This window comes from Bacteriovorax sp. As-1, assembly GCF_058446905.1.
In genome coordinates, this window is sequence record NZ_CP184341.1 from 2,145,492 (window position 1) to 2,161,076 (window position 15,585).

17 protein-coding genes are annotated in these 15,585 nt (G+C 40.7%); 12 read left to right on the forward strand and 5 right to left on the reverse strand.

Features of this window, described 5'->3' with window-relative positions; all coding sequences use genetic code 11:
- Positions 1-89 precede the first annotated feature (89 nt).
- Both ACN20O_RS10820 and ACN20O_RS10825 read right to left on the reverse strand, forming a co-directional pair.
- A complete protein-coding gene (locus ACN20O_RS10820) occupies positions 90-293 on the reverse strand; it encodes a hypothetical protein (RefSeq protein WP_491633952.1) in 204 nt (67 codons plus the stop codon).
- Positions 294-419: 126 nt separating this feature from the next.
- On the reverse strand, positions 420-1,517 hold the full coding sequence (locus ACN20O_RS10825) for a 3'-5' exoribonuclease YhaM family protein (protein WP_491633953.1): 1,098 nt from the start codon (positions 1,515-1,517) through the stop codon (positions 420-422).
- 56 nt (positions 1,518-1,573) lie between these two features.
- Here ACN20O_RS10825 and ACN20O_RS10830 point away from each other — a divergent pair, with 56 nt between their 5' ends.
- From ACN20O_RS10830 to ACN20O_RS10870, 9 genes are all read left to right on the forward strand, one after another.
- A complete protein-coding gene (locus ACN20O_RS10830) occupies positions 1,574-2,044 on the forward strand; it encodes a hypothetical protein (protein WP_491633954.1) in 471 nt (156 codons plus the stop codon).
- 2 nt (positions 2,045-2,046) lie between these two features.
- On the forward strand, positions 2,047-3,090 hold the full coding sequence (locus tag ACN20O_RS10835; protein WP_491633955.1) for a hypothetical protein: 1,044 nt from the start codon (positions 2,047-2,049) through the stop codon (positions 3,088-3,090).
- Between the two features lie 216 nt (positions 3,091-3,306).
- Positions 3,307-4,320 (forward strand): type I glyceraldehyde-3-phosphate dehydrogenase, encoded by a 1,014-nt coding sequence (gene gap, locus ACN20O_RS10840; RefSeq protein ID WP_491633956.1) that lies wholly within the window; start codon positions 3,307-3,309, stop codon positions 4,318-4,320.
- A gap of 3 nt (positions 4,321-4,323) precedes the next feature.
- On the forward strand, positions 4,324-5,526 hold the full coding sequence (locus tag ACN20O_RS10845) for a phosphoglycerate kinase (protein WP_491633957.1): 1,203 nt from the start codon (positions 4,324-4,326) through the stop codon (positions 5,524-5,526).
- 70 nt (positions 5,527-5,596) lie between these two features.
- Positions 5,597-6,637, forward strand: coding sequence for a type III polyketide synthase (locus ACN20O_RS10850; protein WP_491633958.1), 1,041 nt, complete (start codon positions 5,597-5,599; stop codon positions 6,635-6,637).
- 2 nt (positions 6,638-6,639) lie between these two features.
- Positions 6,640-7,359 (forward strand): enoyl-CoA hydratase-related protein, encoded by a 720-nt coding sequence (locus ACN20O_RS10855; protein WP_491633959.1) that lies wholly within the window; start codon positions 6,640-6,642, stop codon positions 7,357-7,359.
- A complete protein-coding gene (locus ACN20O_RS10860; RefSeq protein ID WP_491633960.1) occupies positions 7,331-8,455 on the forward strand; it encodes a hypothetical protein in 1,125 nt (374 codons plus the stop codon). Before ACN20O_RS10855 ends, ACN20O_RS10860 begins: the two co-directional genes overlap by 29 nt.
- Before the next feature lie 65 nt (positions 8,456-8,520).
- On the forward strand, positions 8,521-9,072 hold the full coding sequence (locus tag ACN20O_RS10865; RefSeq protein WP_491633961.1) for a hypothetical protein: 552 nt from the start codon (positions 8,521-8,523) through the stop codon (positions 9,070-9,072).
- A gap of 8 nt (positions 9,073-9,080) precedes the next feature.
- Positions 9,081-10,043 carry an LLM class flavin-dependent oxidoreductase gene (locus tag ACN20O_RS10870; protein ID WP_491633962.1) on the forward strand — a complete coding sequence of 321 codons (963 nt, stop codon included), beginning with the start codon at positions 9,081-9,083 and terminating at the stop codon, positions 10,041-10,043.
- Here ACN20O_RS10870 and ACN20O_RS10875 read toward each other — a convergent pair.
- Genes ACN20O_RS10875 through ACN20O_RS10885 form a run of 3 tightly spaced genes read right to left on the reverse strand, consistent with a single transcriptional unit; the run spans position 10,040 to position 12,984 of the window.
- The gene (locus ACN20O_RS10875; RefSeq protein ID WP_491633963.1) at positions 10,040-11,347 is read right to left on the reverse strand and encodes an MBOAT family O-acyltransferase; all 1,308 of its coding nucleotides are present in this window, start codon (positions 11,345-11,347) and stop codon (positions 10,040-10,042) included. The genes ACN20O_RS10870 and ACN20O_RS10875 overlap by 4 nt on opposite strands.
- Positions 11,344-12,687 (reverse strand): AMP-binding protein, encoded by a 1,344-nt coding sequence (locus tag ACN20O_RS10880; RefSeq protein WP_491633964.1) that lies wholly within the window; start codon positions 12,685-12,687, stop codon positions 11,344-11,346. The genes ACN20O_RS10875 and ACN20O_RS10880 overlap by 4 nt, the downstream gene beginning before the upstream one ends.
- Entirely contained in the window at positions 12,688-12,984 is a 297-nt protein-coding gene (locus ACN20O_RS10885) for a hypothetical protein (RefSeq protein WP_102242319.1), read from the reverse strand.
- Between the two features lie 235 nt (positions 12,985-13,219).
- Between ACN20O_RS10885 and tpiA the strand changes: the two genes are divergently transcribed.
- The 3 genes from tpiA to ACN20O_RS10900 all read left to right on the forward strand — a co-directional run bounded on the left by tpiA (position 13,220) and on the right by ACN20O_RS10900 (position 15,582).
- The gene (gene tpiA, locus ACN20O_RS10890; RefSeq protein ID WP_491633965.1) at positions 13,220-13,972 is read left to right on the forward strand and encodes a triose-phosphate isomerase; all 753 of its coding nucleotides are present in this window, start codon (positions 13,220-13,222) and stop codon (positions 13,970-13,972) included.
- Positions 13,973-14,053: 81 nt separating this feature from the next.
- The gene (gene secG / locus ACN20O_RS10895; protein WP_102242321.1) at positions 14,054-14,422 is read left to right on the forward strand and encodes a preprotein translocase subunit SecG; all 369 of its coding nucleotides are present in this window, start codon (positions 14,054-14,056) and stop codon (positions 14,420-14,422) included.
- Between the two features lie 14 nt (positions 14,423-14,436).
- Positions 14,437-15,582, forward strand: coding sequence for an aminotransferase class V-fold PLP-dependent enzyme (locus ACN20O_RS10900; RefSeq protein ID WP_491633966.1), 1,146 nt, complete (start codon positions 14,437-14,439; stop codon positions 15,580-15,582).
- Positions 15,583-15,585: the final 3 nt, after the last annotated feature.

Consider the following 15,585-nt stretch of genomic DNA (forward strand, 5'->3'; position numbering starts at 1 on the left):
AGCCTTATTATAAAGTCCCTCTAAGTTTTAATCCTACATAGGTAAATACTCACTGGCCTTAAAAACAGACTATGATACTCAAGTAACGTTTAATCTTCCACAGTTAGAAGCCCTGAGCTTCGGCCCACCCAATAAAGCATCAGGTAGTCCGATGAAAAAGACTTCGTCGATTTATCAGAGTTGATCTGAACTGGGAAAGGGATGTCCTTCCTGTAATAAGTTGTATTCCACGTGCTTCCTTCCAAGGCTGGCGATCCCAAGGTTAAAACTGCGCTCTTCAATAGCGGTCGCATTTGGAAATATTTTAACGGCCTTTTTAATTCTCTCAATAGTCCTCGAAGGAGCATAGCTTTTGTTAAAGTGATAAAAGCAGACAACCGCAGGGACTGCCAGAACACAAAAAAAAGAAGAGTGAATGTTTAGTCCTCGACTTTAAAGTCCTTAAGTAGGTTTCCAAGTGATGATTTTAACTCTTTATTATTGCTACCTGAGGCCTTTGGGGCCGGTGGAGCTTGATGAGTTGGAGCAGGAGATGGTTTCTTGTCCTCATCTATATAATGAGTGAAACTTGGAAGCTCGCTCTTATAAACGATGCGGTCCATGTGTTTAACAAATCCACTCCAGTGACCTGTGCTTGAATCGTGTTTTTTGATTTGTTCAAGTGAGCCCATCTTTGAGTCCATTAAATCAATTAAGTGAACGAGATAAGCTTCTGATGTATTCGGGATTTTTGGAGACCCGTATTCGTATTCACCATGATGAGCAAGCAGGATGTGCTTGATGTGCATCTTCATGTTGTATGGGAAATTTTTAATTTTAGCAGCAAAGTGATCGACGATCTCAAGGCCTTTTACTAAGTGACCAACGAGCTTACCTTCCTCTGTATAATCGACAACCGGGCCTTCAGTCAGTTCATAAATTTTACAAAGATCGTGAAGGATACAACCAGCAACAACATATGAGCGGTTTACTTTATAATGAGGTGAAAGAATCACTGCGAGTTTTGTACAAGAAAGAATGTGTTCTAGAAGACCTGATTGGTAAGCGTGGTGAATGCTCTTTCCCGCTTGCCAGACCTTTAGTCGGCGAGCGATTTCCTGGTCGTGAAGAATCGAGTTTAGCAGGTCTTTTATGTAAACTTCATCGAGCGAGTCGACGATGTCTAAAAGTTCCTGGAACATTTTCTCCGGAGCACTTCCGGCCTTCTGAATATAGTCCTCGCGATTGAATTGCTCTTCCCCGAGTTTAGAAAGTTCGTTTACGATGAGCTGTAGACGCCCCTGGAATTGATTGATCTTGCCGTTGACGATGACCACATCACCTGAGCGGATTTGTCCGATAATCGTTTCGGCCCCATGCCACTTGCGGGCCTCTATTTCCCCAGACTTATCGGCCAAAATGATATTGAGATAGCTTTTTCCGTCCTTTCCTTCGGCACTATTGATGTATTTAACTAGAAAGGGAGAGAGAACTTCGTCTTTTGAACCGAGCTGGTTAATGAATTGGGTCTTATTCAAGCGGAAACTCCTAAAGGTCTGTGACATTTAAACCGAAAACCTTTAAGGAGATTTTCATGTCAAAACTAATGTATTTAATCACATTTTTATCGGTTGTTCTTTTTAATTCTGAATCTTCTTTTGGGCAAGAGCTAAAGAAAGAATTAGGTATATGTGGAAAGAGCATGAGCGCTATTTTTAAGATCGCACAAAAAGCACCACCAGTGCTCGATGGCGCTTTTATGAAGGAAGATGAATTCTGTGACAAAGGTCGCTATGAAGAGAATGCTAACTTCATCATTAGGCTTTACAACGCTGAAGATAAACTTGTTTACGACAAGCGCGTCTTCTTAAATCCAATGGTTTTTCATGAAGGCTTCACTGATAAAAAAGACCCTGGGGCAATTACGAAAACAAAGATCACTCAAGATGCAAACTCACGCATCGTAAAATTCCCGGTCTCTAAAGAAATGGGAACAATCACAAAATATAAAATTGAATCGCTTGAAGATAAAAAAACTTACGAAATACAAAAAATAAAGTGGTAGTTATGAGAAAGAATGTAAAACAAATCGTACTGACAGCTTTCGTCATGGGAATGACTCAGTCAGCTCATGCTTACAAGTATGTCATTTACACAGATGAAACAGTAACAAAAAAATCAGAAGAAGTCGCAGAGATGATTAAATCAACTTACCCTTTCAACAAGTTTGATATTGAAGTTGAAATTGTTCACGTTTCTCCTGATGAGTTGGATTGTGGAAGCACGCATGGAATTGATCGTCTTGTCTCTTGTAAAAATTCAAACAAGATACAGGCTCTTGCTGCCAAGCGCGGTGGGGATCAGGCCATGATTGTAAAGAATATAAGCAAGTGGGGTGGTTCGAGCTCTGTTGGTGGCGGTGTCCCTGTTATTACGACGGGAACAAGCTCAAAGGCGATGTTACACGAGTATATGCATACACTTGGTCTTTGCGACGAGTATGAATATAGCCCTTCTGAAGCCGAGATTTATTGTGAAAAAGAAAGAATAAGGCCTAATCTCGTCTTCATCACTCCGCTGCCTTCTTATGGTAGTGATCCTGAAGCTAAAGGATTGCACGGAGGGAGTATTCCTTGGAATAGTGACATTTTACCAACAACTCCGATCACCACTGCAGGGCAGTTGGGGACAGGGGTTGTGGATTTTAAAAAGCAAGCTCCATTAAACAACTCGACAATGGCGATGGTTCTTAGTGAACCAACAGGCCTTTATCGTGGACAAGTCTGCAACCAGGCCAAGCCACCAAGATATTCATGGCAGCCGGGGGGAAGTTCAACGGTTATGAATAATGTCTACGCTGGGCTTGGTGCTCCGCTTGAAAGAATTGTTGAAAGATTACTTATTTCCAAAGGGGTCGACAAAAAACTTCAGTTTGCTGAGAACGAACCTAACGTTTCAGATGAAAAGAAAAATGATGAAAGGGGAGGAGATATCGTTGTAGATTCGAAGCCTCAAACATCAATTAATGACACGGGCAGAGGCCTCTTCAAGTCGTTCTTCTCGTGGATCAAGGAGCTCTTTGAGTCGATTGGGCGCTCACTGTCTCGCTAAGCAAAGTAATTCAGTCAATTTCCGGGGCGAAAGCCCCGCATTATTTAAACAAATCATGCTTAATCGCCGGGAGTTGCCCGGCGCGTTTTTTAGGTCTAATTTTCCTCTCAAAAACTTCTGTCAAAACTTCCATTGACCTTTTACACTACACTCTCTACAAGTATAAAAAATTGACGAATTTTCGCTTTATACGCCTACATATTTCATGGAGTTTTTATGACTAAAATTAAAGTTGGTATTAACGGAATGGGACGCATCGGAAGAACTGTTTTACGCGAGTTCTTCAACCGTAATGAATCTGAATTCGAAATCGTTGCAGTTAACAACCCAGGTAAAGCAGAACAATACGTTCACCTTCTAAAATATGATTCTGTTCACGGGCCGTTTCAAGGTGACGTTCACCTTGAAGGTGATAGCCTAAGCATCAACGGTAAACTTCTGAAGTTTTACTCGCAAAAAGACCCATCAGAAATTCCATGGGGAGAACTTGGTGTTCAAGTTGTTATCGATTCAACTGGTGTATTCAAAGACAAAGAAGGTCTTTCAAAACACATGCACGGAACTGTTAAAAAAGTTATCATGTGTGCTCCTGGAAAAGGACTTGATGCAACTTTCGTAATGGGAGTTAACCACAACATTTACGATGCTTCTAAACACCACGTGATCTCAAACGCATCTTGTACAACAAACTGTCTTGCTCCAATCGTAAAAGTTCTTAACGAAAAATTTGGAATTGAAACTGGATTCATGACAACAGTTCACTCATACACATCAGACCAAATGCTTCTTGATGGATCACACTCTGACCCAAGAAGAGCACGTGCCGCTGCTATGTCGATTATCCCAACAACTACAGGTGCAGCTAAGACTGTAGGGGAAATCATTCCTGAACTAAAAGGGAAACTAGATGGATACTCTTTCCGCGTTCCAACTCCAAACGTTTCTTTAACTGACTTCGTAGCAACTCTTAAGAAGCCTGCTAGTGCTTCTGAAATCAATGCTGCTTTAAAAGAAGCTTCAGAAACTTCTCTTAAGGGAATTCTACGTTACGAAACAGAAGAACTAGTTTCAGTAGACTTTATGGGAATGAGACACTCTTCATGTTTAGATGCTTCTTTAACTAACGTAATTGGAAACACTGTAAAAGTTGTTTCTTGGTACGATAACGAAGCTGGATTCTCAAACCGTGTTCTTGACCTTGTTAAGTTCATCGGCTCAAAAGGACTATAATCCATGGCCTTAAAATTTATTACTGAAGAAAGTTTTAAAACACTCGCTAAGGACAAAAGAGTCCTGGCGAGATTTGATTTCAACGTCCCAATGGATAAAAAAGATCCAACGGTTATTGCTGACACGACAAGAATCGATGAAGCGATCCCGACGATCAAGGCGATCCTTGAGGCTGGAGCAAAAAAAGTTATCCTGATGAGTCACTTCGGTAGACCAAAAGGAAAGATTGATCCAACTTACTCTCTTGAACCAGTAGCAAAATGCCTGGCAGAGAAGTTAGGAATGGAAGTGACATTGACTGAAACGGCACTTGACCGTGGAATCAAAACGCTTCTTGGATTGAATGAATCAAAAATCATTCTACTTCAAAACTTACGTTTTCACCCGGAAGAAGAAAGCAATGACCGCGAATTCGCTCGTCAGCTTTCAACTTACGGAGACGTTTTTGTGTTCGACGCTTTTGGTGCCGCTCACAGAAAGCACGCTTCAACTTACGAGATCAATGCATTCTTCAAGAATAAAGCTTACGGCGGACTTCTTCTGAAGCGTGAAGTTGAATCACTTGATCGCATCGTAAAAGATCCAAAGAAACCATTCGTGGCAGTTGTTGGTGGAGCAAAAGTAAGCGACAAGATCAAAATTATCGAAGCGCTTCTTATCTCTGTTGATAAACTTCTTATTGGTGGGGCAATGGCCTACCCGTTCTTAAAAGCTCAAGGTCACACGATTGGAAAATCACTTTGTTCAGACGAAGATGTGGCACTGGCAAAAAGAATTCTTGGTATGCCATCTAAAAACAAAATCGTTCTTCCAAGTGATCACCTGTGCTCTCTAACTTTTGGTGGAGACCCGGTTGAAGTAGGACAGACAAACATTGGTGAAGACTTAATCGGTCTGGATATCGGTCCATCGACAATCGTTAACTACAATGATTACTTAAGAAACGCTAAGACTGTTCTATGGAATGGTCCAATGGGTCTTTTTGAAAACAAAGCATACGCAAAAGGAACACTAGGGATTGCAAAAACATTATCAGAACTAGATGCCTTCACTCTTGTAGGTGGTGGTGATTCAGTTAATGCTGTAAACCAGTCAGGTCTTGCGAGCAAAATGTCTCACATCTCTACAGGTGGTGGGGCCTCTCTTGAGTATATTGAAAACGGGACTCTTCCTGGCATTCAAGCTCTTAAATTCGGTATTGATTAGTCTTATTATTGCCTTTTAGCAGAATTAGTTGTTTCATATTTAGAACACAACGACATTCTGGTAAAAGGCAATGCATAGGTCCACTCCTAAAATTCTTTCACTCGGTTTATCACATCCCCAAAATAAGTTCTCTCAGAATGAAATCGCTGCTCTTATGAATGTGACGAGCGAGAAATCCAAACGCTTTTTCAAACACGAGCATATTGAAAACCGCTACCTGACATTGTCTAAAAATGATTTTGCTGAAGAGTCTGTCTTTAACCTTCGTGAGAAGTTTAAACAGAATGCCATTGAACTTATCGGTGTTGCCGTTGAAGAGGCTCTAAAACAAAAAGGTCTAAAACCTTCAGACATTGATTACATTTGTTGCGTGACTTCAACCGGCTTTCTTGTCCCAGGGCTCTCTGCGCTTATATTAGAGCCGTTAAAATTCAGAAACAATACACAGAGACTCGACATTGTCGGCATGGGCTGCAATGCCGGATTAAACGGTTTAAATGCAGTGGCAAGCTGGGCGAATAATAACCCAGAGAAAAAGGCCTTACTCGTTTGTTGCGAGCTTTGTTCGTCGATTTATACACTAGATGAAAGCGAGAGCACGGCATTGGTCAATAGCCTTTTTGGAGACGGTGTGGCCGTTGCTTTGGTTGAACAAAAAGAAGAGAGTGGAAAGGCTTCGATCTTAGGATTTGAAAGTTACTTAATCCCTGGTTCACTTTCGATGCTGCGTTTTGATTGGGATGAAGAGAAAAACCGCTACCGCTTTTTTATCGACAAAGAGACTCCAAAGTTTCTGGCCCGAGAAGTAGAAAAACCACTGAGTGCTCTTTTAGAGCGTTTTAAATTAAAAAAAGAAGACATCTCTCATTGGATTGTTCACTCAGGGGGCGCGAGTATCCTTGATGGCATCGAAGAGAAACTAGGATTTAAAAAAACAGATCTTCGTCATACGCGCACGATTCTAAAAAACTACGGCAATATTTCCAGTGGCAGTTTTCTTTTTACCTATCAGGAATTTCTGAATGAAGGGAGTGTTAAAAAAGGTGATTACGGCATCATGATCACCATGGGACCTGGGCTTACAATTGAAATGGCCCTCGTAACCTGGTGATTATGAAACACGTTTTAACTCGCCAAGAAAAAGATATTTACTTCATTACTTTAAACAATCCTGAAAAAGGGAATTGTTACGATGCTAATATGACGGAGGAAATTGCGAGTGCCTTTTCTCATGTCACATCATCGGCTAAAGCTATTCTTCTGCGCGCAGAAGGGAAAAACTTTTGCACTGGTGCCGACTTGAACTGGATGAAGCGCGCCTGTGAATTAAGTGCAGAAGAAAATTTGCAAGACATGGCCAAAGTTAAAAGCATGTATCAGCAGATTTTAAAATGCCGTGTCCCAGTTATCTGCCAGGTTCAAGGACAGGTTTCTGGTGGAGGAATGGGGCTTGTCGCCGCGAGTGACATAGTGGTATGCGATCAATTTTCTCAGTTTTCTTTGCCGGAGAAAAAATGGGGGCTTATCCCGGGAATCATCACACCTATTTTAAAAAGCAAAATAGGAGAGAGGGAATTTGAACATCTTTCAACAAACGGTGATAAAATTGATGTGGTCGAAGCTCAAAAAATAAAATTAATTCATTATTTTAGCGATGTGAAAAACATCGAAAAATATATTGGAGAGTGTTTCACTCTGGCCAGAGAAGAAAAAATTCAAAGACCAGTTTTGAGCCATGAAATGAATAAGGAGCTGGAGAAGTATTTAATACTATCAGCACAAAAAAGGCAAAGCGGAGAGTTTTGTGAAAAAGTTAAAAGACATTTTTCATAATTACTGGCTCACAGGAATTCTGTGTGTGTTTCTTGCTGCCTGGGCATGGACGAAGTCGCTGCATATCTCACAGACCTACATGGTTAACAATCCCTATTGGTATAACCTAAAAAGCCAAATGATTACGTCGAACATGATGGGCTCTACCGGCTCAGCACTTTCGCGCTCGAACATTGCGGGCAATCAATTGAATTTGAGAGCTGGTTATGGCGCTAATGAAATTAATTCAGTTCAGGCCGTTCAACTTTCTTCTTTGAGCTTTGATGCTTCAATCCCGCTGAATTCTTACCTTGATGTGATCTTTAACGTCACTGATCAGAATCTGACAGCTTTTCGTTTAAGCCGCAGTTCGCTTTTTTCTTCAATGTCTTATCACAGTAAGCGCGAAGGAGATTTTTTAACTGTTCAGGCATTTCATATTGATCTCCCTTCATCGGGAAAAATTCAAGTTAAAGTGCAAGAGAGTGAAGAAGGCATCACTCTTTTTGTCGATGGGCAAAAAGCAACAGTCATTCTCAATGACCATTTCCAGTGGGCCCAGTTTGGTTTTAAAACCGGAATGCGCGGGGCCTTTGTCTCGAATATTGAAGCATTGGATGTTTCGGGAATTAAGATTGGGACCTCCCTTGAAAACAACCGCGATTATGAAAAACATTTCATTGGTCACTTCTTCATTATTTTAGCAGGAGCTCTGATCATTGCTTTCGTTATAAAAAAGCTGAGAGACATTCAATATTCAAAGTCATTTGCTCTTTGCACGTCCTTTATGTTTCTTCTGGGTGGTCTATGGCTCGCCTTTGACTACCTTTATTTCTCAAGGCTTGAAAGTGACTGGAGTGACAAGAAGCTCGCGACTCGAAGGATTAGAGGAATATCTTTGGCTGAAGAAGATTACGATTTTGAGGTTGGACGCTACAGGGTTTTTAAGGCCTGGTATGAGGCCTGGGGGGGAAGAGTTCTGATATTCATTCCTTTGTTGCGAGGTTTGGTGAATCAAAGTTTGAGTCAAGCTACTTTTACTGTTTTAATGAAAAGTGCGGGTCAATCAAAGAACGTGGAGCGATTAAGGCCCTTGATAATGGCAAGCCCACGGTAAAAATTGGTTTAGTTGGGGCGAGTTTTAGCTATAGCAGTGGAGTCACTCATCCAGGTGATGGTTTTATGAATGTGGCTCATAAAAGAATTTATGAGTCAGTTAAGGATCGCTATAATCTTGAAAGCATCAATTTTTCAATCGATCAGTTTTCATATAGAGCAGATCGCAAGCGCATTTTAAAGAAAGTGCAGGAAGAAAAAATTAATTATCTACTTCTAACAAAAAATACAGATTTTTCAGTTATTCCAGAGCAGGACCGCGAGTTTAATAAACTTTTGAAAGAAGTCACTCCAATGGGAGTCACTCCCATTTATCTTTCACTTCAAAAGAATCCCGAGAGCTTTATGAGAACTAATAGTGAGGTAAAGCTCGATCTGCTGTTTTTTAGCAAGGCAATGGAAGAGCAGACTTCTTTAAAAGAAAAGGGAATGACTGATCGCTGGACGCGAGAGTTTGGATTAATTGTCTTAAATCCCAATCCATACCTCAATCGCGACGATCATATCAAAAATGGGAATATGTGGTGGGATAAGGCCCATTTAACATCTTATGGCTACAGGCTTTATGGCGAATGGCTCGGTGATGAAATGACGAAGATCCTAGCTCAACATAATTAGGTAAATGCATGACAAAAACTTTTTTTATTAATGTCGCCCCATCAAATGACCGTCGTGATGAAAAAGGATTTCATTCACAGTTTGATCATTATGTCGGTAAAACGAAAAAAGAATTTTTTAAGTACACTCTTATTACATTAGGTGATAAGCGTCTTGATCCATGGGTTGTGGCCCAAAGGGCAATGGAAAAAAACCCTGAATTTCATCCATTGATTGCAGTGAATCCACTTCACCAGCATCCTTTTCACATTGTGAAGAAACTTGCATCACTACAGGATTTTTATGCAAGGCCAATGGCCCTCAATATGATACCGGGGTCATTCCCGAATGAAATGAGTGCTCTTCATGATGAACTAAGTTTTACTGAACGCTTTTCTCGTCTAAAAGATTTTTCAAATGTTCTTAAAGACTTCTTTAAAGAGAAAACAACAGGCAGTTTTCAAGGCCAATATTACCAAGTTACAGATGCAAAGTTATTTCCTCCTTTAAAGGGGGATGTTGAATTGTTTTATTCTGGTGTGGCCACAACGCCAGAACTGTCCGGCAATTACGTAAAAGGTATTAAGCCCCTAAGTGAAATGAAAAAAAGTGAAGGAGAGGCTCAAGGGCTCTTGCTGGGGATTTGTGCCAAGGCAACTAATGAAGAAGCACAGGCCAGCATGCTGAAGCTTTACCCACAAGATAGAAAGGGGCAGATGCTTTTTGATATGGTCTTAGGAGGACACGAGACTTCCTGGAGCCAGTGGATGAAAGATTATCTGCAGAATAACCCGGAAGAAAGAGATGATTTTAATTTAACAGCGATGAAAAACTTCTGGACCTCGGCACCTTTTATAGTGGGAAGCTACGATGAGTGCGCAGGGCTTTTAAAGAAGTATAGCGATTACGGATACGAATTTTTTATTACAGATTTTCACCACGAAGATTTTTTGCACGTTGAAGAATGCATCAAGCGATATAAAAAACTTTAAATCCTGAAATAGACAGGTGGCAGATCATAAGTCTGAATAAGAGAGTTGTCGTCGAGCTTCCATCCGAAATAAAAGAGAACAAGGACAGCAAGGGCCACTTTGATCCACAGAGACCAGCTGGTAAAAAAATCACTTTTATTTTTCTTTTCCTGAATGAATTCAAAAACAAATAACAGACCCACGGCCGCTAAAAATAAGGACAAGTTGATGTCGTAGGCTCTCAGTTCAGGAATAAGTTCAAAAGAGCGAGTCATTCTGTGCCAGAAGTCTTTGTGTTGAAAAAGACCATTCCCAACCCATATAGAAACAGATAAGATGACTCCGATCCCAGGCAGAGACCATTTTCTCTGAGAAACGTTAAAGGCATAAATGGCCAGTCCGTTTAAGAGACCAAAGCATAACCAATTTAATCCAATCCCGTGCCACAATCCCATTAAGAGAAAAGAAAAAAGGATGATGAAATCAGGATTGATTTTTCGCCCCCATTTAAACATCGCCGGAAAAGTGACGTAGTCTCGCATCCATGTTCCCAGCGTAATGTTCCAGCGCTGCCAGAATTCATTGGGGTTTTTAGCGTAATAAAATGGTCTAAAGCTGATGGCCAGGTCAATTCCCATCGCCTTGGCACAACCTCTTCCCATTTCACTGTAGCTGCAAAATAAAACGTAAGTGATAAATGTATCGAGCAATCCCTGGTAAATAAAATTATCTATTCCACTGCTACTTAAAACTGATCTGCTATACGGATCAACAATCAGAAATTTCTTTAAGTACCCAATGCTGAAAATAAGAATACCATCGACCAGGTTATTTAATGAAAAAGGTGGGATTGTTTTTAACTGAGAAAAAAAATGCTTCCTGCGTTCAATAGGGCCGGCCATTAATACAGGGAAAAATAAAGGCATGACCATCGCAGGAAGAATATCTTCTTTTTGAATTGGTGTTTCTTCTCTCCAGTAATCAATAATCATCCCTAAAAGAATCAGCATAAAAAAGCTGGTGCCGTAAGGAGTCCTGAAACGTATGAACTCGGGAAGGACTTTCAAAAGGACAAAGATAAAAATATTTAGTCCGACTATATAAGGGAAGAATTTTTTATCAGAACGCTTTTTAATCACAAATAGTATTCCAATATTAAAAATGATAATCCCTGCAAAGATATTAAACCATAGAGCGCCCCAGTTTAAATACCAGATTATGCTCGCTAGAAAAACGCACCATAGTTTAAATCTCTTCGGAGTGTAGTAGAGGGCCAGGAGAACAAAGGCCGTATAAAAAATAAATCGGACAGTCGAATACATCATATCTTTTTGTCCTTTTTAAAACGAGAAGTGATAAAAGGCTCGCGTGTGACAAAAATCTTATGCGGGCACATAAAACTTGGCAGTTGTGTTTCACAAAATACTTTAAGTCTTTCTCTAAAATCTTGTTCATCGTAATCCGCGGCAAGTAAAAACTTGGCGACAATCACACTTCCAATAAGTGCATTTTTCTCTGCCGTCACACTGATATCTTCTGCTCCTTCAATACGTATGAGCAGGTCTTCTACTTCATAAGGGTAAAACTTCCTTCCGGCCAGATTGATCAGATCATCTGTCCGGCCAAGGATCTTGATATACCCATCGCCATCGAGCTCGGCTGCGTCGCCAGTTTTAAACCAACCCGGCGCTTGATTGACGTAATTGAGATAACCCAGCATTCTGGTTTCTGTTTTAATAAAGAGAGCATCTTCTTCAATCTTAAAGTCATTAATGTCTTGATTGAATTTAAAGCGTGCAGGATCGCTTTGATCAGTCGTAGTTGAGAGGATTCCAATCTCGCTCATTCCATAAGTATGTTTGAATTCAATATGAGGAAGAGCTTCTTTTATTGCGAGCAAATAAGATGAAAGTGCGGGCTCAGAACCATAAGCAATCTTCTTTAGCATTTTCATCTTTTCTTGACTAAAGGCCTTGGAGATCAGCATTAAGTTAAGAAAACTAGGTGTCGTTTGAAAATAATCAATCTGCTCTTTATCAATCAACTCTGAAACCTTTAACGGAGTCATTTTTTCTCTATCGCTCACCAGAATATTTTGATGAGTAATCGCTTCCATTAACGTTTCAATCCCTGCGATTGTATCAGCAGGAGAAAAGGCCATGGTTGTTTGAAAATGATTTTGAACCTGGAGATACTTTCTAACGAAAGCTTCAGCACTATGGCAGATAAATTTAAATTTATTTCCAGACGTCCCGGATGTTCTGACTAAAAAAGGAGAGAGCTTATCTTGGATAGCTTGGAGTATAATAGGATTTTTAGTCGCACTGGCATTTGAAATGTCATTAAAGCTTTCCTCTGCAGCGATATAGATAAAACTCGATTGAGTTTCATTTTCTAAAAGTATCCGGAATTCTGGATCGACAAACTGATAAGTTGCCGACATAAACACGCAGTGCTTTTCCAGCAGGCACGAAACAAACTTAACGTAGGTTTGGTAATCGTTCGAAGCTTCTAAAACAAAAAGTTGTGTATGGGCGAAGATCTTTTTCAGGTGCTCACGGCTTTTTTCCAGATCGTTGAAAAAGTCGGCGTAAGTCTTTTTCCCACTCTCGGAAATATTGAAGATTTTAGATGAATGCTTCCAGCTGTTGTATAGCTCTTCCATTTACTTTAATTTTTCCGCGAGAAACTCGCTCAGGGCCAGAGAGTTGGCAAAGGGCGGTCTGTCTCCGTTGAGAACATCGGCCGTAGTGATTTCAATTTTTTTCTTGAACTGACCTTCAATGAAGTTTTCCAGCAGGAAAACAAAACTTACTAAATTGAGCGAATCCAGCACTGCGCCGGGTGGCCCATACAGTGGAGTCGTGTCGTTGAAGCTTTTGAAGTTGAGATTGGGAATTTCGCGCTCAGCTTTTGCAATCGCGGGCAAAACAATCTGCTTGTGGATTTCTTCTGCTGTCATGGCTAAAATTATCCGATTAATAAATTTGCTTTGTCTAGTTTTTTGGTACTATTTGGGTTATCACTTAGAATTACATTATTACTTAGGAATTATCTATGAAGAAGCGCGAAATTCACATTGTCGGCAACTGGAAAAGTTGACCGAAAAAACAGTCCTGTGGACTGTTTTTATTTCGTCTGTAATGAGTAAACATATAACTTAGTATTTAAGAGTTTGGACAACAAGGAAACTATTTATGAAATCAAGACCCATTCACATCGTCGGTAACTGGAAAATGAACCAAACTCTGCACGAGATCAGCGAGTTTTTTATTCAGATGACTGCAATGAAAATGGAGCTTAAGTGCAAGGCGTGGATTGCTCCTCAGTCTCTGCATATTCCTATTTTAAAAGAAATCGCTTTTACAACTGGTGCGATTCAAGTTGGAGCACAAAACTGCTCACATGCTGATTCAGGCGCATTCACAGGTGAGATTTCTCCGGCCGCTCTAGCTGATATGGGTGTGGAGTTTGTAATCATTGGTCACTCTGAAAGACGCACTATTTTTAAAGAAGACAATGAAATCTTAAATCAAAAAGTATTGGCTGCTTTGAAACACAACTTAAAAGTTATTTACTGTGTTGGTGAAACACTGGAAGAGCGCGAATCAAATACAACGTTCAAAGTGATCGAAGAGCAACTTGCTGTTGGATTAAAAAATGTCCCGGCAGATAAAGCGCACTTACTCTTAATTGCTTATGAGCCAGTGTGGGCCATCGGTACTGGAAAAGTAGCGACAGCTGAACAGGCCGAAGAAGTTCACGCTTTCATCAGAGGAAAACTCACTCAAAACTCTGAGCAGACCATAATCCTTTACGGGGGGTCAGTGAAGCCAGATAATATTGACTCGTTGCTAAGGAATGAGAATATTGATGGTGCGCTTGTTGGCGGGGCGAGTCTAAAGGCGAAGGATTTCAAGCAACTGTGTACAAGTGCTAGCGTAATCTAGCCAAAACTCTTAAAATAATTGGAAAAACACGGCAATTTTGTTATCTATTTAGGACATTTATTTTTTTAAGGACAAAAGTTCATGACTACAGCATTAATGGTACTTCAAGCAATTATCTCAGTTCTACTTATCATCACTGTTTTACTTCAATTCGGTAAAGGTGCTGAAGCTGGATTAATGACTGCTGCTGGTTCTGAATCAATCATGTCGAGTTCAACTCGCGGAAACATCATGACAAAAATCACTGGTGTTCTAGCTTTCTTATTCCTTGCTAACTCAATCTACCTCGCTCGTCTTCAGGATTCAAAATTCCAAAAATCAATCCTGGATTCTGAGGCTCCAGTTTCTCGTCCATTAAACTCTGATGCTACAACAGCTCCAGCGCCAACAACAACGGCACCAGCAGCACCAGAAACAACGGCGCCAGCAACTACGCCTGCGACGAAGTAAGAAAGGGCGGCATCATGGACGCGGCCACCAGAAACTTAATCGATCAAGAGTACGCACATTTAAAGACACTTTATTTTAACTCGGCCTATTTCGGGCCTAGTCCTATTCGTGCGAAAGAAACCATCACGAAAGCGATGAACCGCGAATTAGATCCGTCGTTCTATGCTTACGATGATTGGATGAGTATTTCAGAAAAACTTCGCGTGAAGTTTGCTGAACTTATTCAAGTCTCTCCGGACATGATCACTCACTCAACATCTTCGTCTGATGTTATCAATATTATCGCGAATGGATTTATCTTCGAAAATGGAGACAGAGTCGCAGCGATTAATAAGGATTATCCTTCTAACATCCTTCCGTGGATGCTGGCCCAAAGGCATAATAAATTCACTTTCGATATGATTGACCTGGGAAGCGAAGTGGTTCCCACTCCTGATTGGCTGGAGAGAAACCTTAAGCCTCAGACGAGAATCTTCAACATGTCATACGTGACGTTTGATACCGGTAAAAAAATGGACCTGGTATCAATTGGAAAATTCCTAAAATCAAAAGACATTCTTTTTGTTGTTGATGCCACTCAGGCCCTTGGGGGAATGGAAATTACGGCAGAAGAACTCTCATACATTGATGTCCTGACAGTCTCTTCATATAAGTGGATGCTTGGGCCTTACGGGCATGCGTTTGCTTATTTCAGCCAGAGAGCACAGGATTCAATTTACCATCTAAATGCTAACTGGATTCTAAGCCCGAACTCAAAACAAGTTTACAACCTGCTGGACTATACAACTGAAACACTTCCGGGTGCTCGTCAGTACGATAGAGGACAGGCGGCCAATCTTCTTTGTTCTGGGTGCCTGGAAGGAAGTCTAAGTTTCCTTCAGGAAATTGGCCTTTCGAACATCAGAAAGTACAATGCTGAAATCAGAGATTACTTTTTAGCGAACTACCCGAAGAAGAAATACAACCTAGTTACTCCTCTTGATCACATGGGAAATATTGTGTGTATGAAGTCGGTGAGTGGAGACAGTATTGCGCTTGAAAAAGAATTCAAAGAACGCAATATCGACGTGTCTGTTCGTCAGGGGAACATTCGTCTATCGTTCCACGTTTTCAATACAAAATTACAAGTTGAAGAGTTGATTAAGGGAATGGATATTTAGGGA